The organism is Pseudomonas cremoricolorata DSM 17059 = NBRC 16634 (assembly GCF_000425745.1).
In the GTDB taxonomy this organism is placed as follows: domain Bacteria; phylum Pseudomonadota; class Gammaproteobacteria; order Pseudomonadales; family Pseudomonadaceae; genus Aquipseudomonas; species Aquipseudomonas cremoricolorata.
Window position 1 is genome coordinate 119,423 of record NZ_AUEA01000003.1, and the last position, 19,738, is coordinate 139,160.

General features: G+C 66.1%; 21 protein-coding genes and 2 pseudogenes. 13 read left to right on the forward strand and 10 right to left on the reverse strand.

The window, feature by feature from the left end:
- Window positions 1–6 precede the first annotated feature (6 nt).
- From H618_RS0105035 to H618_RS0105055, 6 genes and pseudogenes are all read left to right on the forward strand, one after another.
- The gene (locus H618_RS0105035) at window positions 7–1,356 is read left to right on the forward strand and encodes an LLM class flavin-dependent oxidoreductase (protein ID WP_028694034.1); all 1,350 of its coding nucleotides are present in this window, start codon (window positions 7–9) and stop codon (window positions 1,354–1,356) included.
- A 3-nt stretch (window positions 1,357–1,359) separates the two neighbouring features.
- Window positions 1,360–2,256, forward strand: coding sequence for an ABC transporter substrate-binding protein (locus H618_RS0105040; protein ID WP_028694035.1), 897 nt, complete (start codon window positions 1,360–1,362; stop codon window positions 2,254–2,256).
- Window positions 2,253–3,155 carry an amino acid ABC transporter permease gene (locus H618_RS0105045; protein WP_028694036.1) on the forward strand — a complete coding sequence of 301 codons (903 nt, stop codon included), beginning with the start codon at window positions 2,253–2,255 and terminating at the stop codon, window positions 3,153–3,155. Before H618_RS0105040 ends, H618_RS0105045 begins: the two co-directional genes overlap by 4 nt.
- Window positions 3,152–3,913: an amino acid ABC transporter ATP-binding protein gene (locus tag H618_RS0105050; protein WP_028694037.1), complete on the forward strand. Its 762-nt coding sequence runs from the start codon at window positions 3,152–3,154 to the stop codon at window positions 3,911–3,913. Before H618_RS0105045 ends, H618_RS0105050 begins: the two co-directional genes overlap by 4 nt.
- Before the next feature lie 149 nt (window positions 3,914–4,062).
- Window positions 4,063–4,605, forward strand: a pseudogene (locus H618_RS23400) (MCP four helix bundle domain-containing protein); the annotation flags it as partial.
- Between the two features lie 21 nt (window positions 4,606–4,626).
- On the forward strand, window positions 4,627–5,688 hold the full coding sequence (locus H618_RS0105055) for a methyl-accepting chemotaxis protein (protein ID WP_425414171.1): 1,062 nt from the start codon (window positions 4,627–4,629) through the stop codon (window positions 5,686–5,688).
- Window positions 5,689–5,744: 56 nt separating this feature from the next.
- Here the strand turns inward: H618_RS0105055 and H618_RS0105060 are convergent, their stop codons facing one another.
- Window positions 5,745–6,515 carry an SDR family oxidoreductase gene (locus tag H618_RS0105060; RefSeq protein WP_028694039.1) on the reverse strand — a complete coding sequence of 257 codons (771 nt, stop codon included), beginning with the start codon at window positions 6,513–6,515 and terminating at the stop codon, window positions 5,745–5,747.
- 130 nt (window positions 6,516–6,645) lie between these two features.
- On the opposite strand from H618_RS0105060, the gene H618_RS0105065 reads away from it, so the two are divergent.
- Both H618_RS0105065 and H618_RS21260 read left to right on the forward strand, forming a co-directional pair.
- On the forward strand, window positions 6,646–7,410 hold the full coding sequence (locus H618_RS0105065) for a hypothetical protein (protein WP_028694040.1): 765 nt from the start codon (window positions 6,646–6,648) through the stop codon (window positions 7,408–7,410).
- A gap of 74 nt (window positions 7,411–7,484) precedes the next feature.
- Entirely contained in the window at window positions 7,485–8,513 is a 1,029-nt protein-coding gene (locus tag H618_RS21260; protein WP_081673710.1) for a sterol desaturase family protein, read from the forward strand.
- On the opposite strand, the pseudogene H618_RS23105 reads toward H618_RS21260, so the two are convergent.
- The 3 genes and pseudogenes from H618_RS23105 to H618_RS0105085 all read right to left on the reverse strand — a co-directional run.
- A pseudogene (locus H618_RS23105) lies at window positions 8,469–9,089 on the reverse strand (AraC family transcriptional regulator); the annotation flags it as partial. The gene H618_RS21260 and the pseudogene H618_RS23105 sit on opposite strands and share 45 nt — an antisense overlap.
- Before the next feature lie 41 nt (window positions 9,090–9,130).
- Entirely contained in the window at window positions 9,131–10,042 is a 912-nt protein-coding gene (locus H618_RS0105080; protein ID WP_028694042.1) for a dihydrodipicolinate synthase family protein, read from the reverse strand.
- 34 nt (window positions 10,043–10,076) lie between these two features.
- On the reverse strand, window positions 10,077–10,859 hold the full coding sequence (locus H618_RS0105085; RefSeq protein ID WP_028694043.1) for an aldolase: 783 nt from the start codon (window positions 10,857–10,859) through the stop codon (window positions 10,077–10,079).
- Between the two features lie 127 nt (window positions 10,860–10,986).
- Between H618_RS0105085 and H618_RS0105090 the strand changes: the two genes are divergently transcribed.
- Entirely contained in the window at window positions 10,987–11,517 is a 531-nt protein-coding gene (locus tag H618_RS0105090) for a helix-turn-helix domain-containing protein (protein ID WP_028694044.1), read from the forward strand.
- Here the strand turns inward: H618_RS0105090 and H618_RS0105095 are convergent.
- Complete coding sequence (locus H618_RS0105095) at window positions 11,514–12,449, reverse strand: LysR family transcriptional regulator (protein ID WP_028694045.1); 936 nt, start codon at window positions 12,447–12,449, stop codon at window positions 11,514–11,516. The genes H618_RS0105090 and H618_RS0105095 overlap by 4 nt on opposite strands.
- A 94-nt stretch (window positions 12,450–12,543) precedes the next feature.
- Between H618_RS0105095 and H618_RS0105100 the strand changes: the two genes are divergently transcribed.
- Window positions 12,544–13,725 carry an MFS transporter gene (locus H618_RS0105100; protein ID WP_028694046.1) on the forward strand — a complete coding sequence of 394 codons (1,182 nt, stop codon included), beginning with the start codon at window positions 12,544–12,546 and terminating at the stop codon, window positions 13,723–13,725.
- 18 nt (window positions 13,726–13,743) lie between these two features.
- Here H618_RS0105100 and H618_RS0105105 read toward each other — a convergent pair whose 3' ends face one another.
- Window positions 13,744–14,109: a MerR family transcriptional regulator gene (locus tag H618_RS0105105; RefSeq protein WP_028694047.1), complete on the reverse strand. Its 366-nt coding sequence runs from the start codon at window positions 14,107–14,109 to the stop codon at window positions 13,744–13,746.
- An 82-nt stretch (window positions 14,110–14,191) separates the two neighbouring features.
- On the opposite strand from H618_RS0105105, the gene H618_RS0105110 reads away from it, so the two are divergent.
- Entirely contained in the window at window positions 14,192–14,596 is a 405-nt protein-coding gene (locus H618_RS0105110; RefSeq protein WP_028694048.1) for a hypothetical protein, read from the forward strand.
- A gap of 78 nt (window positions 14,597–14,674) precedes the next feature.
- Window positions 14,675–15,547, forward strand: a complete 873-nt coding sequence (gene bla / locus H618_RS0105115; RefSeq protein ID WP_028694049.1) for a class A beta-lactamase — start codon at window positions 14,675–14,677, stop codon at window positions 15,545–15,547.
- Between the two features lie 4 nt (window positions 15,548–15,551).
- Here the strand turns inward: bla and H618_RS22060 are convergent, their stop codons facing one another.
- A complete protein-coding gene (locus tag H618_RS22060; RefSeq protein ID WP_028694050.1) occupies window positions 15,552–16,592 on the reverse strand; it encodes a hypothetical protein in 1,041 nt (346 codons plus the stop codon).
- Window positions 16,593–16,680: 88 nt separating this feature from the next.
- Here H618_RS22060 and H618_RS0105125 point away from each other — a divergent pair, with 88 nt between their 5' ends.
- Window positions 16,681–17,226 (forward strand): hypothetical protein, encoded by a 546-nt coding sequence (locus H618_RS0105125; RefSeq protein ID WP_245586752.1) that lies wholly within the window; start codon window positions 16,681–16,683, stop codon window positions 17,224–17,226.
- A 193-nt stretch (window positions 17,227–17,419) separates the two neighbouring features.
- Here the strand turns inward: H618_RS0105125 and H618_RS0105130 are convergent, their stop codons facing one another.
- From H618_RS0105130 to H618_RS0105140, 3 genes are all read right to left on the reverse strand, one after another.
- Window positions 17,420–18,415: an aldo/keto reductase gene (locus tag H618_RS0105130; protein WP_028694052.1), complete on the reverse strand. Its 996-nt coding sequence runs from the start codon at window positions 18,413–18,415 to the stop codon at window positions 17,420–17,422.
- Between the two features lie 117 nt (window positions 18,416–18,532).
- Complete coding sequence (locus H618_RS0105135; protein ID WP_028694053.1) at window positions 18,533–19,384, reverse strand: LysR family transcriptional regulator; 852 nt, start codon at window positions 19,382–19,384, stop codon at window positions 18,533–18,535.
- Window positions 19,385–19,509: 125 nt separating this feature from the next.
- Window positions 19,510–19,734 (reverse strand): hypothetical protein, encoded by a 225-nt coding sequence (locus tag H618_RS0105140; protein WP_028694054.1) that lies wholly within the window; start codon window positions 19,732–19,734, stop codon window positions 19,510–19,512.
- Between the last annotated feature and the right edge of the window lie 4 nt (window positions 19,735–19,738).

Genomic DNA, 19,738 nt, shown 5'->3' on the forward strand with positions numbered 1-19,738 from the left:
TTCGCTATGTCCGTGCCACAGACATCACCCCGTCAACTGCGTCTTGGCCTGTTCGTGCAGGCGCTGGGGCACCATGTCGGCGGCTGGCGCGCCGACGGTGCGCAAGGCTCACCGACCGATATCGACTGGTTCACCTGGATCGCCAAAACCGCCGAGCAGGGCAAGTTCGACATGTTCTTCGTCGGTGATGCCCTGGCCACCAGCGTGCACCGCCTGCCCTCGACCATGTCGCGCCTCGAGCCACTGACCCTGCTCTCGGCCCTGGCCGTGCAGACCCGTCACATCGGCCTGGCCGCGACCGCCTCGACCACCTTCGATGAGCCGTTCCACCTGGCCCGTGCGCTGTGCTCGGTCGACCACATCAGCGGCGGGCGCATGGCCTGGAACGTGGTCACCTCGTTCTCCGCCGATGCCGCGCGCAACTTCAGCCGTGAAGACCTGCCGTCCCACGCTGACCGCTACGAAGTGGCCCGCGAGTTCCTCGACGTCGCCTTCAAGCTGTGGGACGGCTGGGAAGAGGGCGCCATCGTGCGTGACAAGCACAGCGGCCAGTACAGCGACGAAAGCAAGATTCACCCGGCCAACCACAAGGGCAAGCACTTCCAGGTGCAGGGCCCGCTGAACATCGCCCGCTCGCCGCAAGGCCGGCCGGTGATCATCGAGGCCGGTTCCTCGCCGGCCGGCCAGCAACTGGCGGCGCAGACCGCCGAGGTGGTGTTCACCGCGGCCGCGTCGCTCGAAGAAGGCCAGGCCTTCTACCGCAGCCAGAAGCAGTTCGTGCGAGACGCCGGGCGCAACCCCGATCACCTGCTGATTCTGCCGGGGGTGATGCCCATCGTCGGCCGCACCCGTGAGCAGGCCCAGGCGGTGTGGGATCAGCTCAACGAGCTGGTAGACATCGACAACGGTATCGAACAGCTGTCGGCCCGTTTTGGCACCGACATGCGCGCCTACCCGCTTGATGGCCCGGTGCCGGAAATTGCGGCCACCGAGGGCAGCCAGAGCCGGGTCAAGCTGCTCACCGAGCTGGCCGCGCGGGAAAACCTCACCTTGCGCCAGCTTGCCGCCGTGGCCGCAGGGTCGCGCGGGCACCGTGTGGTGGTGGGCACCGCCGAAGACATCGCCGACGACTTCCAGCAGTGGCTCGAGCAGGGCGGCGCGGATGGTTTCAACATCATGCCGGCGGTACTGCCCGAGCAATTGCAGCTGTTCGTCGAACTGGTCATCCCTGAGTTGCAGCGCCGCGGCCTGTTCCGCGACGAGTACCAGTATTCGACCCTGCGTGAAAACCTCGGCCTGCCGCCGGTCACCGACAACTTTGCCGCCGTCGCCGCACTGGCGAGCGAGAAGGAATAACCCATGAAGCATCTGACCTTGATCGGCGCCGTCGCCGCCCTCAGCGCCGCTGGCGGCGCCTTCGCTGCCGAAGGCGGCGTACCGTTCGCAGCCAGCGCCAAGCCTGCAGCCGACCCTGCGCTGCACGCCAGCCTGCCCGAAGCGATCCAGAAACGCGGCTACCTGGTGGCTGGAACCAACCCCAACACCCCGCCGACCACCTTCTACCAGGCCGACAACAAGACTCTGGCAGGCCGTGAAATCGACATCATCAGCGCCGTCGCCGACCGCCTGGGCCTGAAGCTGCAGATGCGTGACACCGGCGGCTTCGACAACATCATTCCGGGGCTCAAGTCCGGCCGCTACGACGCGGCCCTGGCCAACATCGATGCCAACAAGAAGCGCCTCGAGCAGGTCGATTTCGTCGGCTACTACAACGCCTCGAAGCTGGCGCTGATCGGCCGCGCCGACGCCAATCTGGGGCCGTTCAACAGCCTCGACGCACTGTGCGGGCAAACCGTCGGCGCTGGCGCCGGCACCTCCCAGGTGACTCGCCTGCAACAGGCCAGCGAGGCCTGCGTGGCCGCCGGCAAACCGGCCATCAGCGTGCCGATCTTCCCTGATCGCCCAGCCGGCGTGCAGGCGGTGATCAGCAGCCGCGTACCGATGTTCTTCGGCCCTTACGAGGGGCTGCGCTATCAGGCTACCCAGGTCAAGGCCCTGACCGTGGCCGGGGAAATCACCATCGAGGACACCATCGTCGCCATCGCCCTGCCCAAGCAGTCGCCGCTGGGCGAGCCGATCCAGGCCGCGCTGAATTCGCTGATCAAGGATGGCACCTACCAGCAGATTCTGGATAAATGGGACATCGGCTTCGGCGCTGTGCAGTCGGCGGGCCGCAACGAAGAAATCGCCAAATGACGCCACGCCCCGACGACGACATCGCCGGCCTGCGCATCGTCGGCAACCGCCACTGGGGACGTTGGGCCAGCGCTGTAGTGGTGTTGCTACTGCTGGCGCTGGCGCTGCATTCGATGCTCGACAACCCGCGCTTCGAGTGGGACGTGGTGGCTGCCAACCTCACCGAGGAATCGATCCTCAACGGCGTGCTGATGACCATCAAGCTCACCGTCATCTCGGTGCTGTTCGGCTTCGCCGGAGGCACTGTGCTGGCGCTGATGCGGCTGTCTTCGAACCCAGTGCTGGTCAGCGTCAGCTGGGCGTACACCTGGTTCTTCCGCGCCGTGCCGATGCTGGTGCAGCTGTTTCTCTGGTACAACATCGCCGCGCTGTATCCGCGCCTGGCGTTGAGCCTGCCCTGGGTTGGCGAAGTGTGGAGCGCGGCCACCAACGAGGTGATCAGCCCGTTCAGTGCGGCAGTGCTGGCCCTGGTGATCCACCAGTCGGCGTATGCCGCCGAGATCATCCGCGCCGGTATTCAAAGCGTGGGCGCCGGTCAGCTGGAAGCGGCCAAGGCGCTGGGCTACCGCCCCGGGCAGATCTTCCGCCAGACCGTGCTGCCGCAGGCCATGCGCACCATTCTGCCGCCGGCCGGCAACGAGGTGATCGGGCAACTGAAAACCACCGCCGTGGTCTCGGTGATCGCCTTGCAGGACGTGCTGTATTCAGCGCAGATCATCTACCAGCGCACCTACGAGGTGATTCCGTTGCTGCTGGTGGCAACCGCCTGGTACTTGCTGATGACCTCGCTGCTGTCGGTGCTGCAGCACTTCGTCGAGGTGCATTTCAGCCGCGGCAACAGTCAGCACCGGCGCAATTGGTTGGGCCGCGCGGTGCCGAGTCAGGAGTCTGAAGCATGAGTGAAGCGATCCGCTTGCGCGGTATCCACAAGCAGTTTTCCGGCAATCCGGTGCTCAAAGGCATCGATCTGGACATTGCCGCCGGTTCGGTGACGGTGATCCTCGGGCCGTCCGGCTCGGGCAAGTCGACCCTGCTGCGCTGCATCAACCACCTGGAGAAGCTCGACGGCGGCACCGTGCACGTGGGCGACACGTTGATCGGTTATCAGCGCAAGGGCCAGGCGCTGTACGAGTTGCCGGAAAAGCGCGTGGCCGAACAGCGCCAGCGCATCGGCATGGTGTTCCAGCAGTTCAACCTGTTCCCGCACCGCACGGTGTTGCAGAACATCGTCGACGCGCCGCTGCGCATTCGTGGGCAAAAGCGCGTCGAGGTGCAGGCACGGGCCATGGCGCTGCTCGAACAGGTGGGCCTGGCGCACCGCGCCGAGGCCTGGCCGCGCGAGCTTTCTGGCGGTCAGCAGCAGCGCGTGGCGATTGCCCGTGCCCTGGCGATGCAGCCTGAGGTGATGCTGTTCGACGAACCCACCTCGGCGCTCGACCCGGAACTGGTCGGCGAGGTGTTGCAGGTGATGAAGCAGCTGGCCCACTCGGGCATCACCATGGTGGTAGTGACCCACGAGATCGGCTTTGCCCGCGAAGTGGCCGACAATATCGTATTCATGGACCACGGCCAGGTGGTCGAGGCCGGCGATGCACGCAACCTGCTGGATAACCCGCAGCATCCGCGCTTGCGCGAGTTTCTGGCGAGTGTGTTGTAAGCGTTGGGCCAGCGAAGCTGGCCCCGCCTGACCCCGAAAAAACCCCGGACTTTTCTCGGCCCGCAACTAAAGACTTGTCAGCGCCTACCGATACGTTGGCATGTCTTCTTCTTTCGCATGGATCGCGATCCTTTCCGGATACCTGATCCATGTCTATTCGCCGTTTGAACATCGCTCCGCGCGCGCTGCTCGGCTTTTCTCTGATTGGTCTGTTGATGCTCGCCCTGGGCATCTTTTCCCTGATGCAGATGGGGGATATTCGTCAGGCCGGGGTGAAGATCGAAACCATCGGGGTGCCCAGCATCAAGGCGCTCAACGAGCTGACCACTGCCAACTTGCGCCTGCGCACGCTGACCTACACCTTGCTCGCCAACCGTGACCCGCAAAGCCAGGCCGAGACCCTGCGGCGCATGGACGAGCGCAACGCGCAGACCGACAAGGCGCGGCAGACCTACCAGAACCTGGTGGAAGCGCAGAACGAGCAGGTGATTTTCGATCACTTCGGGCAACTGCTGGGCGAGTACCGTCAACTGGAAGCGCGGGTACGGGAGCTGAGCAGCAGCAACCGTCTGGATGAGCTGCGCGCCTTGCTCAACGGCGACATGCTGAAGAACTCCGAAGCGATCAACCAGGTGATGGGCGAGCTGGTGCAGTTCAACACTGACCAGGCGCGCAAGAGCAACGATGCGGCGCAGAACAGCTACGACAGCGCCATCACCCTGGTGATCGGCCTGCTGATCGTCGCCACGCTGCTGACTTTCATCTTCGCCTTCGCGCTGACCCGCAGCATCGTCAAGCCGGTGGAAGATGCCCTGCGCACCGCCGAGCAGATCGCCGTGGGCGACCTGACCCACCGCATCGAAACCGACGGCACCGACGAGGCCGCACGCCTGTTGCAGGCCATGGCCAGCATGCAGGCGCGCCTGCGCGAAACCTTGCAGCAGATCGCCGGTTCGGCCACGCAACTGGCCTCTGCCGCTGAAGAGCTCAACAGCGTTACCGATGAAGGCGCGCGGGGCCTTGCCCAGCAGAACGCTGAAATCCAGCAGGCCGCCACCGCCGTGACGGAAATGACCAGCGCCGTGGAAGAGGTGGCGCGCAATGCCGTGAGCACCTCCCAGGCCTCTGCCGAAGCCAGCCGCTCGGCCGGTGATGGCCGTGACCTGGTACTGGAGACCGTCAGCGCCATCGAACGCATGAGCGGCGATGTGCAGGCGACCGGCAAGCTGGTCGAGGATCTGGCCGGGCAGTCGCGTGACATCGGCAAGGTGCTCGATGTGATCCGCGGCCTGGCCGACCAGACCAATCTGCTGGCGCTCAACGCCGCCATCGAAGCGGCGCGCGCCGGTGAAGCGGGCCGCGGCTTTGCCGTGGTGGCCGATGAAGTGCGCGCGCTGGCCCATCGCACGCAGCAGTCGACCAGCGACATCGAACGCATGATCGGCAGCATCCAGGGCGGCACCGAGCATGCCGTGGAATCGATGCGCACCAGCACCGAGCGCGCCGAATCGACCCTGAACATGGCCCGTGGCGCCGGTCTTGCGCTGGACACCATCGCCGGTGCGGTATCCCAGATCAACGAACGCAACCTGGTGATCGCCAGCGCCGCCGAAGAACAGGCTCAGGTCGCCCGCGAAGTCGACCGCAACCTGGTCAATATCAACGACCTGTCGGTACAAAGCGCCGCCGGCGCCCACCAGACCACCGCCGCCAGCTCCGAGCTGTCGCGCCTGGCGGTGGACCTCAACACCATGGTCGGACGCTTCCGTACGTAAGGCCGCAGCGCTGCACCGGGTTCACAGGGTGCCGGTGCAGATGGCAGGCGTTATCGCTACCACTCGATGCGCTGTCCATCCCAGCCCCAGAATGAGCCGCTGTCCGCCGGCCCGTGCTCGGCGATCAGCGCCAGCAGGCGTTCGGCGGTGAACGCTGGCTCGAACAGTTTTCCTGACGGGACGTTGCCCTGGAACGGCTGCGACAGCTCGGTATCGGTGGTGCCGGGGTGCAGGGCCAGCACGGTGGACTGGCGGTTCAGCCGGGTCAGTTCGATGCTGGCGCTGCGCAGCAACTGGTTCAGCGCAGCCTTGCTGGCGCGGTAGCTGTACCAGCCGCCGAGGCGGTTGTCGCCGATCGAGCCAACCCGCGCCGACAGCGCGGCAAAGGTGCTGGCCTGGCCGCGCAGCAGCGGTGACAGGTGCTTGAGCAGCAGGATCGGTGCAAACGCATTGCTGGCAAAGCTGCTGTGCAGCCCGGCCAAATCCAGTTGCGCCAGGGATTTCTCCGCCACCGCGCCATCCTGATGCAGGGTGCCCAGGCTGCACAGCACCAGATGCAGATGCGTGCAGCGCTCGGCAACCGTCCTGCCCAGTGCGGCCAGTTGCCCTTCATCGCGAGCATCGCAGTCCAGCCGTTGCAGGCGCTCGCCGTAGGCGGCGGCAAGCTTGGCCAGCGCGGCCTCCTCACTGGCGCGCCGCGACACGGCCCAGACCCTGGCAACGTCGTCACGGGCCAGCAGCGCGCGGCACAGCGCCAGGCCGATACCGCGGCTGGCGCCAGCGATCAGCACGTCGGCAGGTTCATCCAAGTGGGGGATCAACGACACAGTCAGCATCCTTGGGGGCAGGGTAGGCCAGCATGCCCCAGCCGCACCGTGCGGCCAAGGACCTTCTCGACTCCCCAAAGCCAGTCGATTGCGGCATGCTGCAGGTTCTTTCGTCCTCATTGCCTGCGCCATGACCGTCTTCTACCTCAAGCTTGTGATCACCCCGTTGCTGATGCTCGCCATCTCCCTCGCCGGGCGGCGCTGGGGGCCGCAGTTGGGCGGCCTGTTGTCCGGGTTGCCGCTGACCTCGGCGGTGGTGACGCTGTTCGTCAGCCTCGAGCAAGGGGCGCAGTTCGCCTGGCAGGCGGTGCCGGGGGCGCTGGCGGGGCTGGCGGCGATCCAGGCCACTTACCTGTTCTACTTTCTGTTCACGCGCAAGGTTTCGGCATGGCTCGGCTGCTGCGCTGCGCTGCTGTTCTATGGCTGTGTGGGATGGGCCATCAGCCAGTTCGGCGGCCTGCTGCTGCCGGTGCTGCTGACCTTGGCGATGCTGCTCGCCAATCTGCTGGCGACCCGTGCGGAACTGCCCGGGCGCAACGCCTCGTTCGTGCCATTGCCACGCTGGGTGATTCCCATGCGCATGGCCACCGCCACCGCGCTGCTGCTGTTGATCACCACCACCGCGCACTGGCTGGGGCCGGTGGTCAGCGGCATGCTCGCGCCGATTCCGGTGATCGCCTGGCCATTGGCGGTGTTCGCCCACGTACAGGGTGGACGCCATGAACTGGCGACCATCGTGCGCGGCAATGCCATCGGTGCGGTGGGGGTGATCGGCTTCTACCTGACCCTGCACGGCACCTTGCAGGCGTGGGGCATTGGCCTTGCCGTGGCGCTGGCCGTGCTGCTGGCGGTGCTGGTCACCTTCGTGCTGGCAAAGCTGCTCAACCGCAGCTAGCGCTTTGCGCGGCTGGTTCAAGCCTGCCGCGCCGCCACCGCCCATGCTGGACCTCCATCACTCGTGAGGTCCGTATGAACACCTTCCTGCGTTACTGCTTCGCCCCGTTGCTGTTCGCCCTGAGCATCGGTTTGGCCGTCTGGCTGCTCGATACCCGCCAGGCCCATCCCCTGTGGCTGCTGGCCATACTGCTGAGCGCCCTGGCCGTGAACCTGTGGGTGGAGCGGCGCATCCCGTTTCGCCCGCGGTGGAATCAGGATCACCACGACACCTGGCGCGACACCTGGCATGCGCTGACCATCGAAGGCGGCAACGTGCTGTTTTTGCTGGGGCTGTCGGCGCTGGGCGGGCACATCACGCTCTGGGCGCTGTGGCCGGGGCACTGGCCGCTTGCGCTGCAACTGCTGCTGGCGTTGGTTTGCGCTGACTTAGGTATCACCCTGGTGCACTGGGCCAGCCACCGTTCGGCGCGGCTGTGGCGCCTGCACGCGGTGCACCACAGCGTCGAGCGTATGTACAGCTTCAACGGCTGGATGAAGCACCCCCTGCACCAAGCGCTCGAGGCCTGTGGCGGGGTGCTGCCGCTGTTGCTGCTGGGAATGGGTGAGGAGGTGGCAGTGCTGCTGGCCTTCAGTGTGGCGATTCAATTGCTGCTGCAGCACAGCAACGCCGACATCGCCTGGTGCGGCCCGGCCAGCGTCATGGCCTGGGCGCCGGTACACCGTTGGCACCATCTGCGCTATGGCCGCGCCGGGGACGTCAATTTCGGGTTGTTCTTGACTGTCTGGGATCGCCTGCTGGGCACCTGGTTCGCCGGCGACCCCAAGGCACTGGCCGAGGATGACCTGGGCATCGGCAGCCAGCCGAACTACCCGCGCGGGTATCTGCAACAGTTGCTGGCGCCGTGGCAGCGTTTGCCCCATCAGCCGTGCCCACCGTTGCCCGCTCGACTGCGCTCAGTCGACCAGGCGCACACTGCCCATGCTCAGGTCGGCGCGAATGCCCAGCAGGCGGCGAACGCTGCGCGACAGGTGGGCGCCGTCGGCAAAGCCGGCCGCGTGGGCGGCGACGGTCAGGCTGCCTCCGCCGAGCACCGCCCGTAGCGCCAGGCGCAAGCGCTGCCAGAGCAGCAGGCGTTGCAGGGAAATGCCCAGTTGCGCGCTGGCCAGGCGCTGCAACTGGCTGGCCGACAACCCGGCCAGCGCGGCCAGGGTGGTCGGTGCCGGTGCATCGGCGGGGTTGGCCAGCAGGGTCTCGAGGGCCCGTTGCAAGCGCCGGTCCAGCGGCGGCGGCTGCACCTGCCGCAGGCGCTCGAGCAAGGCCTCGGGGGTGCTCGGCGGCTCGCTCGCAAGGGATGCGGCCAAGGCGGCTTGGGCGTAGGCGTGGGGTTCGGCGAACAGCGCCAGCACGGCCTGTTCGGGTTGCTCGAAGGCGTGCGGGCAGCGCGAGGGAATGAACAACTGATCGGCTTCGACGCGCTGCCCATCGAGCCACATCACCAGCGGCTGGCCGTCCAGGCGCCTCAGCCATTGGTGCGGGTGATGGGCATGGGCGCGGGCATGCCCGCACACACCAAAGAACACCAGCGCGTGCGGGGCGAGCCAGGCATCGCCGCGCCAGGGCGTTTCGACAGTGGGCTGAGTCACGGCAAAGGCTCGAGGGTGAGGGGCGCTCAGCATCGCTGAATGCCTCGCGCCGAGCAATCGCCTGCTGGCTGCGATCAGCCCTGGGCCTCGGCCAGCAGCTCGACCTCGAGCGCCGCGAGCAGCGCGCGCAAGTGCGCCTGTTCAGGCGCTTCGAGCACTTGCAGTGGCAGGCGTGGGGCGCCGACCGCCAAGCCGGTCATCGCAAGGCCGGCCTTGACCGTGCTCGGCAGGCCGCGGCGGGTGATGTAGTCGAGCAGCGCGTATTGGCGATAGAACAGGCTGCGCGCCTGTTCCAGCGCGCCGTCCTGCACCGCCTGCCAGAGCGCCAGGTTGAGCGCCGGAATCAGGTTCGGCGCGGCCGTGCACCATCCGCTGGCGCCGGCCACCAGCGCTTCGAGGGTCAGCGGGTTGCAGCCGTTGTAGAACGCCACGCGGCCAGCGCTGGCGGCGTACAGGCGGTGCATGCGTTGGATGTCGCCGGTGCTCTCCTTGACCATGGTGACGTTGTCGACCTCGGCGAGGATGCGCAGGATCAGTTCCACCGAAAGATCGGTGCCGCTGGTGCCGGGGTTGTTGTAAAGCATGATCGGAATGTCGATGGCCGCGCCGATGGCCTTGTAGTGCTGGACGATCTCGGCGTCGGTGAGCTTCCAGTACGACACCGGCAGCACCATCACCGCAGTGGCGCCGCATTCGGCCGCAAGACGCGCACGCTGCACGGTGCGCGCGGTGGTCAGGTCGGACACGCTGACCACCGTGGGCACGCGCCCGGCGATGGTCGCCAGGCTGTAGCGCACCACCTGCTCCCACTCGACGTCGCTGAGGTAGGCGCCTTCGCCGGTGCTGCCCAAGGGGGCGATGGCGTGCACGCCGGCGTCGATCAGCCGCTCGATGGAGCGGCCGAGGGCTTCCAGGTCGAGGGCGCCGTGGGCCGTGAAAGGGGTGATGGTGTAGCCGATGACGCCGCGGATTGGAGCACAAGACATGTCATTCACCTGTATCAGCAAAAAGGGGCAAGGGTCAGTTCAGGCACTCGCCGTGGCTGCGCAGTGCGCGCCGGGCGTAGTAGTTGAAAGCGGCGCCGTGGCGCTTGGGGGTGGAAATCCAGTCGTGGGCCTGCTGGCCGAGGGCGGCGGGAATCGGCTGAATCTCGCCTGCGGCCATCGCCAGCAACTGCATCTTCGCGGCGCGTTCGAACAGCACAGCCAGCACACAGGCCTCTTCCACGCTGCTGCCGGCAACCAGCAGGCCGTGGTGCGAGAGCAGAATCGCGCGTTTGTCGCCAATGGCCGTGGCGATCAGCTCGCCTTCTTCGTTGCCCACCGGAATGCCCGGCCAGTCCTTGAGGAAGGCGCAGTCGTCGAACAGCGGGCACAGGTCCATGTGCGACACCGCCAGCGGCACCTCCAGCATCGACAGGGCGGCGCTGTGCAGCGGGTGGGTGTGGATGATGCAGTTGACGTCGGCGCGGGCGCGGTAGAGCCAGCTGTGGAAGCGGTTGGCCGGGTTGGCCATGCCGTCGCCGCTGAGCAGGTTGAGGTTTTCATCGACCAACAGCAGGTTGCTGGCACTGATTTCATCGAAACCCAGGCCCAGCTGCTGGGTGTAATATGCGCCAGGCTGCTCAGCGCGGGCGGTGATCTGCCCGGCCAGGCCGGAATCATGGCCGGCGTCGAACAGAATCCGGCAGGTCAGGGCGAGTTTTTCCCGCGTGCTATAGGTGCAGTCGGCAAGCGCGCTGAGCATCTGCCGCTGGGCCAGTTGAATCAGTTGCTCTTTCGGGGTGTCTAGGGTCGCAGTCATGGGGTGGCTCCCGGGCGAATGGGTGAAGCGGCCACGGGTCACGGCAATGACTCGGGGCGCCCACTCAATCTAATGACACTTTGTGTCATATGCAACAATTATGTGTCATCAGCAGTCAAGGAACAGCATGTCGGTACAGCTCAGAGTGTTGCGCAAGAAGATGGGCATGACCCTGGAACAACTGGCCGAGCAGACGGGGCTGACGAAAAGTTACCTGTCCAAGGTCGAGCGTGGCTTGAGTTCACCGTCGATCGCCGTGGCGCTGAAGCTGGCCAAGGCGCTCAACGCCCAGGCCGAGGAACTGTTCAGCGACCAGGCGCTACCGGCCGAGGGCTACAGCCTGGTGCGCGCCCAGCCGCGTGCGGCCGATGCCGCAGGCCCGGCGCACGTGCCGCTGGCCCGGCATATCGGCGATCGCGCGCTGCTGCCGTTCATGGTCTATCCGCCGCGCTCGTTCGCCCACTCGGCGTTCAAGGAACACCTTGGCGAGGAGTTCGTGTTCGTCCATCGCGGCAGCGTCGAGGTGGATTTTGGCAACGAGCGGGTGCTGCTCGAAGAGGGTGACGCCCTGCACTTCAACGCGCAGAAATCCCACCGCATCCGCACGGTGTCCGAGCAGCAGGCGCAGTTGCTGGTGGTGGTGCACAGCAGCGATTAGCCCGCAGTCGGCGCGGCGCACAGCGGCTGACACCACTGCCCGGCCTGGTGATGGGCAACCAGGAAATCGACGAACACACGCACCCGCGCCGGCATCGCCGGGCCGCCGACGAACACGGCATGAATCGGCTCCTGATCGCCGGGGTTGAAGGCTTCCAGCAAGGCCAGCAGGCGCCCGCTGGCCAAGTCATCGTTGACCGAAAAGCGCCCGATGCGGGCAATCCCGGCGCCGAGCCGAGCGAACTGGGCCAGGGCTTCGCCGCTGCTGCATTCGATGTTGCCGGCAACCTTCAAGCTGAGTTCATCGCCTCCGACGCGAAACGGCCAATCCGGCGCTGCCCGGCGAAAGTTGAAGCGCAGGCAGTTGTGGCGGGCGAGGTCATGGGGCTGCTGGGGTGTGCCGCAGCGCGCCAGGTAGTCGGCCGAGGCGACGATCACCTGGCCGGTGCTGCCGATCTGCCGGGCGCTCAGCGAGCTGTCCGGCAACGGCCCGAAGCGCACCGCGACATCCGCCTGGCCACCGAGAATGTCCACCACCTCATCGCTCAGGGTCAGATCGACGGTCACCTGCGGGTAGCGCGCGCTGAACGCCGCCACCAGCGGCACCACGCTCAGGCGGCCGTGGCCGAGCGCTGCGCTGACCCGCAGGCGACCGCGTGGCACGCCCTGGTCGGTGATCGCCTCCTCGACCTCCTGCAGGTCGGCAAGGATGCGCCGCGCTGCGCGCAGGTAGGCTTCGCCTTCCGGAGTCAGGGTCAGCGCACGGGTGGTGCGCAGCAGCAGGCGGGTGCCCAGGCGCTGTTCGGTGCGCGCGACGATGCGGCTGATCGCAGACGGCGTCAGCCCCAGCAGGCGCGCTGCGCCAGACAAGCTGCCAGCGTCGATGACAGCGCTGAAGACCTGCATTTCCCCTGAGCGTCCACTGATATCCATTCGTGCCTCCAGGGCAAAGGTGATTGTCTTTCGCGCCAGCTAGTGCGGGCAGGCGATGAATCGTAGCATTCACGGAACAGATAAGGAGCCTTGCATGCGTATCAACCCCCCTTTGCTCGCGCTGGCGATGGGTGCCTTCGGCATCGGCGTCAGCGAGTTCGCCCCCATGGGCATGTTGCCCGGCATCGCCAGCGATCTGGGCGTGTCGATTCCAAGCGCCGGCCTGTTGGTCAGCGCCTACGCTCTGGGCGTGCTGATCGCCGCGCCCTTGATGACCCTGGCCAGTGGCCGTATCGACCGGCGCCACTTGCTGGTTGGGCTGATGGCGATCTTCACCCTCGGCAATCTGATGTCGGCGCTCGCCAGCGACTACCTGAGCCTGCTGCTGGCACGCCTGGTGACCTCGCTCAACCACGGCGCGTTCTTCGGTATCGGCGCGATCGTTGCTGCCAGCGTGGTGGCGCCCGACAAACGCGCCGGGGCGGTGGCGGCGATGTTCATGGGCCTGACCATCGCCACCATCGGCGGCGTACCGCTGGCGACTTGGTTCGGTGAGCTGTTCGGCTGGCGCACGGCGTTCTGGGGCATCGCCGGGCTGGGGCTGGTCGCCATGGCCACGCTGTGGTCGGCGTTGCCGCGCCTGCCCTTGCCGCAAAGCGTGGGCGCCTGGGCGGAAGTGCGTGTGCTGTGCCGCGGGCCGGTGCTGGCAGCGCTGGCGCTGACGGTGGTCGGCTCCAGCGCGATGTTCACCGTGTTCACCTACATCGCGCCGATCTTGCAAATCGAGGCCGGCGCGTCGCCGCGTTTCATCACCGCCATGCTGGTGCTGTTCGGCATTGGCCTGACCCTGGGCAACCTGTGGGGCGGCAAGGCGGCGGATCGCTCGGTCAATCGCACGCTGATCGTGTCGTTGCTGGTACTGATCGGCGTGTTGCTGGCCTTCCCACTGGTGCTCGGGTGGGCGCTGCCGACGGCGCTGGCGGTCCTCGTGTGGGGCGCGGCCAGCTTTGCGCTGGTGCCGCCGCTACAGATGCGCGTGATGCAGGCAGCCAAGGCCGCACCGAACCTGGCCTCGGCAGTGAACATTGGCGCCTTCAACCTGGGCAATGCGATTGGCGCGGTGGTCGGCGGGGCGGTGATCCAGGCCGGGCTCGGCTATGGGGCAATCGCCCTGGCCGGCGCCGGCATGGCGGCGCTGGGCCTGGTGATGGTGTTGGTGATGGCAGCGCGTGCGCCTGCAGGGCACATACAGGGCTGCGCGGCCGATAACGGCTGACGCCCGTTTGCGCAAGGCTCAGGCAGGCACGCTCACCTCACGCAATGGGCACTGCTGGCCCAGGCTCTGGCGCAGGCCGTCGCGCAGATGTTGCAGAGCCAGCAGGCGCTCTTCGATCAGGGCCAGTTTTTCCGTCAGCAAGCGGCGAATGGCCTGGTCCGGGTCGGCGGCCTGCCACAGCGCGCCGACGTTGCTGCCAATTTCTTCGAGGCTGAAGCCCAGGCGCTGGGCGTTGCGGATGAACAGCATCAGTTGCACGGTCTCCACCGGGTAATCACGGTAGCCGTTGGCCCGGCGCTGGGCGCGTATCAGCCCCTTGGCCTCATAGAACCGCAGCGTATCGCGGCTCACGCCGCAGGCTTGGGCCAGTTCACCGATGCGCATCATCACCCCCTGGAAAGACTTGACCCTGGAGCATACTCCAGGCTTTAGCCTGCGCGCTTCATCGATCAACAAGGACGGCAACATGTGGAGTGCGTCGGGGTATTTGAAACTGGTGCGGGCAAGCGGGGTGTACGACCTGCTGATCACCGCGGCTTTCGTCACACCGTGGAGTTTCAGGCTGCTGCAGGCAGCGCTCGGGGACCTGCACGACCAGCTGGGGCTGGCCGGTACGCTGCCGGCGTTCGGTCCGCTGCAGATGATGATGGCCAACCTCATGGGCTCGATCGTCTGCGTCTGGGCCTGGCTGCGCATTCGCCATCCGCAGCAGCGCCTGGGCCGCTATGACGCTGCCGGCCGGGTGCTGTTCGCCTGCTGGCAGGGGTACGCCCTGAGCCAGGGGGCGACGGCGCTGATCTGGCCGATCCTGGCGCTGGAGGTGCTGTGGGCGGTGGCGCAACTGTTACCGGTAAGGTCGGCGCGCGGCTGAGGTTCGTCCAACCCGACCTTGGAGGACAGGGCGTCAACGGTTAGGCTTGGCGCCCCTTTCTCGCTCGGAAACCTTGCCATGAAGGCTGATATTTCTCGCCGCCGCGTGCTTCAGGGCGCCGCCGCCGGTTCGACGCTGCTCGCGCTGCCAGGCTGGGCCGCCGACTCGGCAGCCTCGCGCTTCGAACAGATCGAGCGCCAGCACGGCATCACCCTCGGCGTCTTTGCCCTCGACACCGGCAGTGGCCGCCAGCTGGGCTACCGCGCCGAGCAGCGTCTGCCGATGTGCAGCACCTTCAAGGTGATGCTGGCCGGGGCCGTGTTGCAGCGCAGCCAGGCCGAGCCGCAGCTGCTGGCGCGGGTAATCCGTTACCCTGCCAGCGCGCTGGTAGTGTATTCGCTGGTCACCGAGCGCCATGTCGAGCAGGGCATGAGCGTTGCCGAACTATGCGCCGCGGCCCTGCAATACAGCGATAACACCGCCGCCAATCTGCTGCTGGAACTGTTGGGCGGCCCTGCCGAGCTGACCGCCTTCGCTCGCCGCGTGGGCGACCCGGTGTTTCGTCTCGACCGTATCGAACCTGACCTGAACAGCGCACTGCCAGATGATCCGCGTGACACCAGCAGCGCTCAGGCAATGGCGTTGAGCCTGCAGCGCCTGGCGCTGGGTGATGCGCTCGATCACGCTGGCCGTGGGCAACTGCAAACCTGGCTCAAAGGCAACACCACCGGCGCCAAACGCATTCGCGCAGGCGTGCCGGTGGGGTGGACAGTGGGCGACAAGACCGGCTCGGGTGATTACGGCGTGGCCAACGATGTGGCGCTGCTGTGGCCAGCGGGACGCGCGCCCTGGGTGCTGGCCGTGCTGAGCCGCAGCGCCGAGGCCAAGGCAGCCTGGCGCGATGCGGCCCTGGCCGAGGCCACCGGGGTAGTGGTCGCGGCGCTGGGTTGAGCGGTCAGTTGCGCCAGCAACCGGCGAAGCGCGCGCAGACATCGAAGCGCCGGTCGAGGTCGGCCATGCGTGCCTGGTGGGCGCTGTAGTTTTCCCTGAGCACCTGCTGCTCGCTGCGGTTGTAGAACTCGAGCATGTTGCTGTTGTTGGAGGCCGAAACGCTGCGGTCGGCCTTGGGGTTGTCGGGCAGCAGCCGTTCGAGATCGGCTGTGTCCATCGGCGCCAGTTGCCTGCGGTAGTAATCCTTGTAGCCCTGCAGGACGTCGACCTTGGCCTGTTGTGTGTCAGCAAGGAAGCGCTCGATGTTGCTGCGGTATTCGCTCCAGTAGGCGGCTGGCAGGTCGATGCCCATGCGCGCCTTGCGGGTTTGCACGGTGGTGTCGATGCTCGTTTGCAGCGACTGCAGCGGGCGGTTCAGTTCAGGTTTCATCTTGTCGATGATGCTGGCGTCGATGATTCGCTCGATCAGTGCCGAGCGCTCGGGCGACTGCGGCGCCATCGGCTCGATTTTCGGGAAGATCGGGTTCGCTCCAGCGCAACTGGGCAGCCCTCGCTCGACCATGGGCAGCGGCGTGCGAAGCGCCTTGCCGTTCTGCTCGGTAAGCACGTTCAAGGTCAATTCGCAGCCTTTGCGCGAAGAGTCGAACGACACTTCGTATTCGCCGTGCTTTTGCGGCACGAGGTTGAAACGCAGGGTGCAGACATAACCGGTGCCATTGGTATTGGCCTGGGCGAAGTAGTCGACGCCCGGTTGCAGGCGCACTTCCACATAAGCCTTGGCACCTGCCGGGGGCGCCACGCGCATATCGGCGCGGCGGTTGGCATTGGCGCTGAAGATGTTATTGAGCATGCCGGTACTGCGGCCGTCGCAGTGCTCGGCATCGAACAAGGCCATGACGGTATTGTCATTGCTGCTGATGAAACGAAGTTTCGCCGCATCATCGCCCGTGGCATCCGGGTAATTACCGTTGAACATGCAACCACTGAGGCTCAGCGCAAACACACTGGCGGCGCCGAGTACACGGCATTGGGAAAACTGCGACATGCTGGGGTATCTTCCTTGACTGCAAATTGGGCGCGGGGAATCGTTGCCGCGGGAATTCTAACGGCTTTGGGACAATGGAATGCGCAACATGTTTCGCATCATGGCACTGGGATACATCGGATTATTGGCAAGTTGCGCCACCTTGCCGCCGGAAATGGCCCTGGAGTCGACAAAGTACAACCAGGATAACGCGGGTCTGGTGGTGGGTTCGTTAACCGGCGGCGGGCCTTACGGCACCTTTTTACAGTTGCGCAATATCGCCAGCGGCGAACTGCATGGCTGGGGGCAGAAGGACGATTACGCTGCCTGGCTGCCGGCCGGCGAATACGAAGTGTCACGCCTGGGCAGCCGCCGCGGGAGCATGGGGCCGTACTCGCAGCCGCTGCGTTTCAGTGTCAAGCAAGGGCAGATCAACTACGTGGGCGAGATGGTCTACGGCTGTTCGCGCTACGGCCAGCCAGCCGCGGTATATGGCGTGCTCGATTGCGGCCTGCTGGCACTGGGCACCTGCGACGTGCCCAACCCCAGCGTGAACATCTGCGTGGTCGACCGCCAGTCTCAGGCGCTCGACTATTTCCAGCAGCAGCACCCGCAGCAGCCCGTGTTGTCGGTGCGCAGCGCGCTCATGCGCTAAGTTCTGTGTGAAAAGCCCTGATACTTGGTGATCCTGCGTTGAAAACAGCCTCGGAATGCTCATTTACAACCAGTAAACTCCGCTTCCTCGGCTGTTTTCGCCTTGTCTCCCCGGCGTCTCAGGACTTTTCATACAGAACCTACGGTCGTCTCAGCGTGACAGCGCCCGGCCCCATGGCCAGGCGCTGTGGCGATCACTTGAAGCCGGTGACCTTGTGCGGCACGTAGGGTGCCTCCAGGCGGGCGATGTCCTCGGCGCTCAGGGTCAGCTCCAGCGCGGCGATGGCATCGTCGAGCTGCGCGGGCCTGGAGGCGCCGACGATGGGCGCCGACACGCCTTGAGTGTTGAGCACCCAGGCCAAGGCCACCTGCGCCATTGGCACGCCGCGTTCGAGCGCCACCTGCTCGACCACATCGATCACCTTGCCATCCTCGACTTCGGTGCCGGCGTAGAACGACGCCCCCGATTCATCGCTGAGGATGCGCGCGGTCTGTTCGCCCTGGGGGCGGGTCAGCCGGCCGCGGGCCATGGGGCTCCAGGGCATCAGGCCGACGCCCTGGTCGCGGCACAGCGGAATCATCTCGCGCTCTTCCTCGCGGTACAGCAGGTTGAGGTAGTTCTGCATCGACACGAAGCGGCTCCAGCCATTGGCCGCGGCCACCTGCTGGGCCTTGGCGAACTGCCAGGCGTACATCGAGGAAGCACCGATATAGCGCGCCTTGCCGGCTTTGACCACATCGTGCAGGGCTTCCATGGTTTCCTCGATGGGGGTGTGGTAGTCCCAGCGGTGGATCTGGTAGAGGTCGACATAGTCGGTGCCCAGGCGGCTCAGGCTGGCGTCGATGCTGGTCATGATCGCCTTGCGCGACAGGCCCTGCTCGTTAGGGCGGTCGCCGCCCTGCCACATGTTGGCGGGGAAGAACACCTTGGTGGCGATGACCGTTTCATCGCGACGGGTGAATTCCTTGAGCAGCTTGCCGACGATCTGCTCGGAAGTGCCGGCCGAGTAGCTGTTGGCGGTATCGAAGAAGTTGATGCCATGCTCGACCGCACGGCGAATGATCGGCCGACTGGCCTCTTCGCCGAGGGTCCAGGGGTGCGTGCCGGCGTCCGGCTCGCCAAAGGTCATGCAGCCCAGGCACAGCCGCGAAATATCCAGCCCCGTGTTGCCGAGTTTGACGTAGCGCATCGTAATCTCCTGCAAAGCCTCGCTCGCCGACAGTGGCGGGCGATCAGTAGCGGTGACGATACCGACGCCGAAGAGGTAGGAAAATTCCCTATCCGTGCACCTGAGATCTGCACAAATTCACAAGCGCAGCAGTGGCCGCAGGCAGTCCTGCACAAAGTCCATCACAGCGCGGATACGTGGCGTGGCGCGAGCGTCTTCGTGCACCGCCAGCCAGATCTCGATGCTCATCGACCCAGCCTCTGGACGCGCCGGCTCCAGTTGATGTTCCTGGGCCATGAACGTCGGCAGGCAGGCGATGCCAGCGCCACCTGCGGCCGCCTCGGCCTGGATGCGCAAGTCGTTGCTGTGCAGCACGAACGGCCCGTCGCCGGCCTGTTGCAGCAGCCAGCGCTGCTGCGGCGATTTGGCCTGGGACTGGTCGTAGCCGATATACGCCGGCGCCTGACCACGGCGCAGGTAGCTGGCTGCGGCGTACAGGCGGTAGTCGAGATGGCCGAGCAGTTGCGCCACCAAGGTCGGCTCGCTGGGACGGCTCAGGCTGATGGCGATGTCGGCTTCGCGACGGGTCAACGAGGCCCGCGACTTGCTGCCGATCAGCTTCAGCGCCAGCGCCGGGTAGCGCGCCAGCAGCTCGCCGCTACGCCGCGCGATCAGGCTGCCGAGCAGGGCCGGTGGCGCGCTGAGCACCACCTGGCCTTCGATGTGCGGCTGCCCGGCATTGGCGAAGTGTTCGAGGGCGAAGGACGCCTCGGTCATCTGCTGGGCCATCTCGCCGACCCGCCGCCCGTGCTCGGTCAACACATAGGCGCGGGGCCGGCGGTCGACCAGCTTGAGGCTCAACGCTGCTTCCAGGGCCGCGATGCGCCGCGCCACGGTGGCGTGATCCACGGCCAACGATTTTGCCGCAGCCGACAGCGAGCCTGCGTTGACGAAGGCGGCGAAATAACGGAGGTCTTCCCAATCGAACATGACATGGCCCGGCAACGGTGGGCGTGCAGGGTAAGCCATAGCGGGGGTGGAGGAAACGCTGGGTGCGTGGCGAGGCAGCGAGGGCGGGCGCCGTACAGCGACGGCGCGCGGGGCAGGGCAGGGCGTCAGCGTTGCGGTTTCGGCTCGACGTTGGCCAGGCGTTCGTTGATTTCGCGGGTCTGTTCTTCCAGTTCCCTGACTGATGTCGGCGTGATGACTTTGTCGACCACCTCCGTCGCAGGGTTGACCGGCTCGAGCACCGGGTCGGGCGAACCCTCGCCGCGCTGGGCCTCATCGGAAGAAATCGGACGTGGGACTTTGTCGCCGGAGGGGGCGTCGGTTGGCTTCATAGGG

Excerpts from the sequence above, each read along its gene's own strand:
- H618_RS0105090 (WP_028694044.1), top strand. The coding sequence starts at position 10,987 with ATGTCGGTACAGCTCAGAGTGTTGCGCAAGAAGATGGGCATGACCCTG.
- H618_RS0105095 (WP_028694045.1), bottom strand. The coding sequence starts at position 12,449 with ATGGATATCAGTGGACGCTCAGGGGAAATGCAGGTCTTCAGCGCTGTC.
- H618_RS0105125 (WP_245586752.1), top strand. The coding sequence starts at position 16,681 with ATGTTTCGCATCATGGCACTGGGATACATCGGATTATTGGCAAGTTGC.
- H618_RS0105040 (WP_028694035.1), top strand. The coding sequence starts at position 1,360 with ATGAAGCATCTGACCTTGATCGGCGCCGTCGCCGCCCTCAGCGCCGCT.
- H618_RS0105105 (WP_028694047.1), bottom strand. The coding sequence starts at position 14,109 with ATGCGCATCGGTGAACTGGCCCAAGCCTGCGGCGTGAGCCGCGATACG.
- H618_RS0105085 (WP_028694043.1), bottom strand. The coding sequence starts at position 10,859 with ATGACTGCGACCCTAGACACCCCGAAAGAGCAACTGATTCAACTGGCC.
- H618_RS0105045 (WP_028694036.1), top strand. The coding sequence starts at position 2,253 with ATGACGCCACGCCCCGACGACGACATCGCCGGCCTGCGCATCGTCGGC.
- H618_RS0105050 (WP_028694037.1), top strand. The coding sequence starts at position 3,152 with ATGAGTGAAGCGATCCGCTTGCGCGGTATCCACAAGCAGTTTTCCGGC.
- H618_RS0105100 (WP_028694046.1), top strand. The coding sequence starts at position 12,544 with ATGCGTATCAACCCCCCTTTGCTCGCGCTGGCGATGGGTGCCTTCGGC.
- bla (WP_028694049.1), top strand. The coding sequence starts at position 14,675 with ATGAAGGCTGATATTTCTCGCCGCCGCGTGCTTCAGGGCGCCGCCGCC.
- H618_RS0105035 (WP_028694034.1), top strand. The coding sequence starts at position 7 with ATGTCCGTGCCACAGACATCACCCCGTCAACTGCGTCTTGGCCTGTTC.
- H618_RS22060 (WP_028694050.1), bottom strand. The coding sequence starts at position 16,592 with ATGTCGCAGTTTTCCCAATGCCGTGTACTCGGCGCCGCCAGTGTGTTT.
- H618_RS0105110 (WP_028694048.1), top strand. The coding sequence starts at position 14,192 with ATGTGGAGTGCGTCGGGGTATTTGAAACTGGTGCGGGCAAGCGGGGTG.
- H618_RS0105140 (WP_028694054.1), bottom strand. The coding sequence starts at position 19,734 with ATGAAGCCAACCGACGCCCCCTCCGGCGACAAAGTCCCACGTCCGATT.
- H618_RS21260 (WP_081673710.1), top strand. The coding sequence starts at position 7,485 with ATGAACACCTTCCTGCGTTACTGCTTCGCCCCGTTGCTGTTCGCCCTG.
- H618_RS0105135 (WP_028694053.1), bottom strand. The coding sequence starts at position 19,384 with ATGTTCGATTGGGAAGACCTCCGTTATTTCGCCGCCTTCGTCAACGCA.
- H618_RS0105065 (WP_028694040.1), top strand. The coding sequence starts at position 6,646 with ATGACCGTCTTCTACCTCAAGCTTGTGATCACCCCGTTGCTGATGCTC.
- H618_RS0105130 (WP_028694052.1), bottom strand. The coding sequence starts at position 18,415 with ATGCGCTACGTCAAACTCGGCAACACGGGGCTGGATATTTCGCGGCTG.
- H618_RS0105080 (WP_028694042.1), bottom strand. The coding sequence starts at position 10,042 with ATGTCTTGTGCTCCAATCCGCGGCGTCATCGGCTACACCATCACCCCT.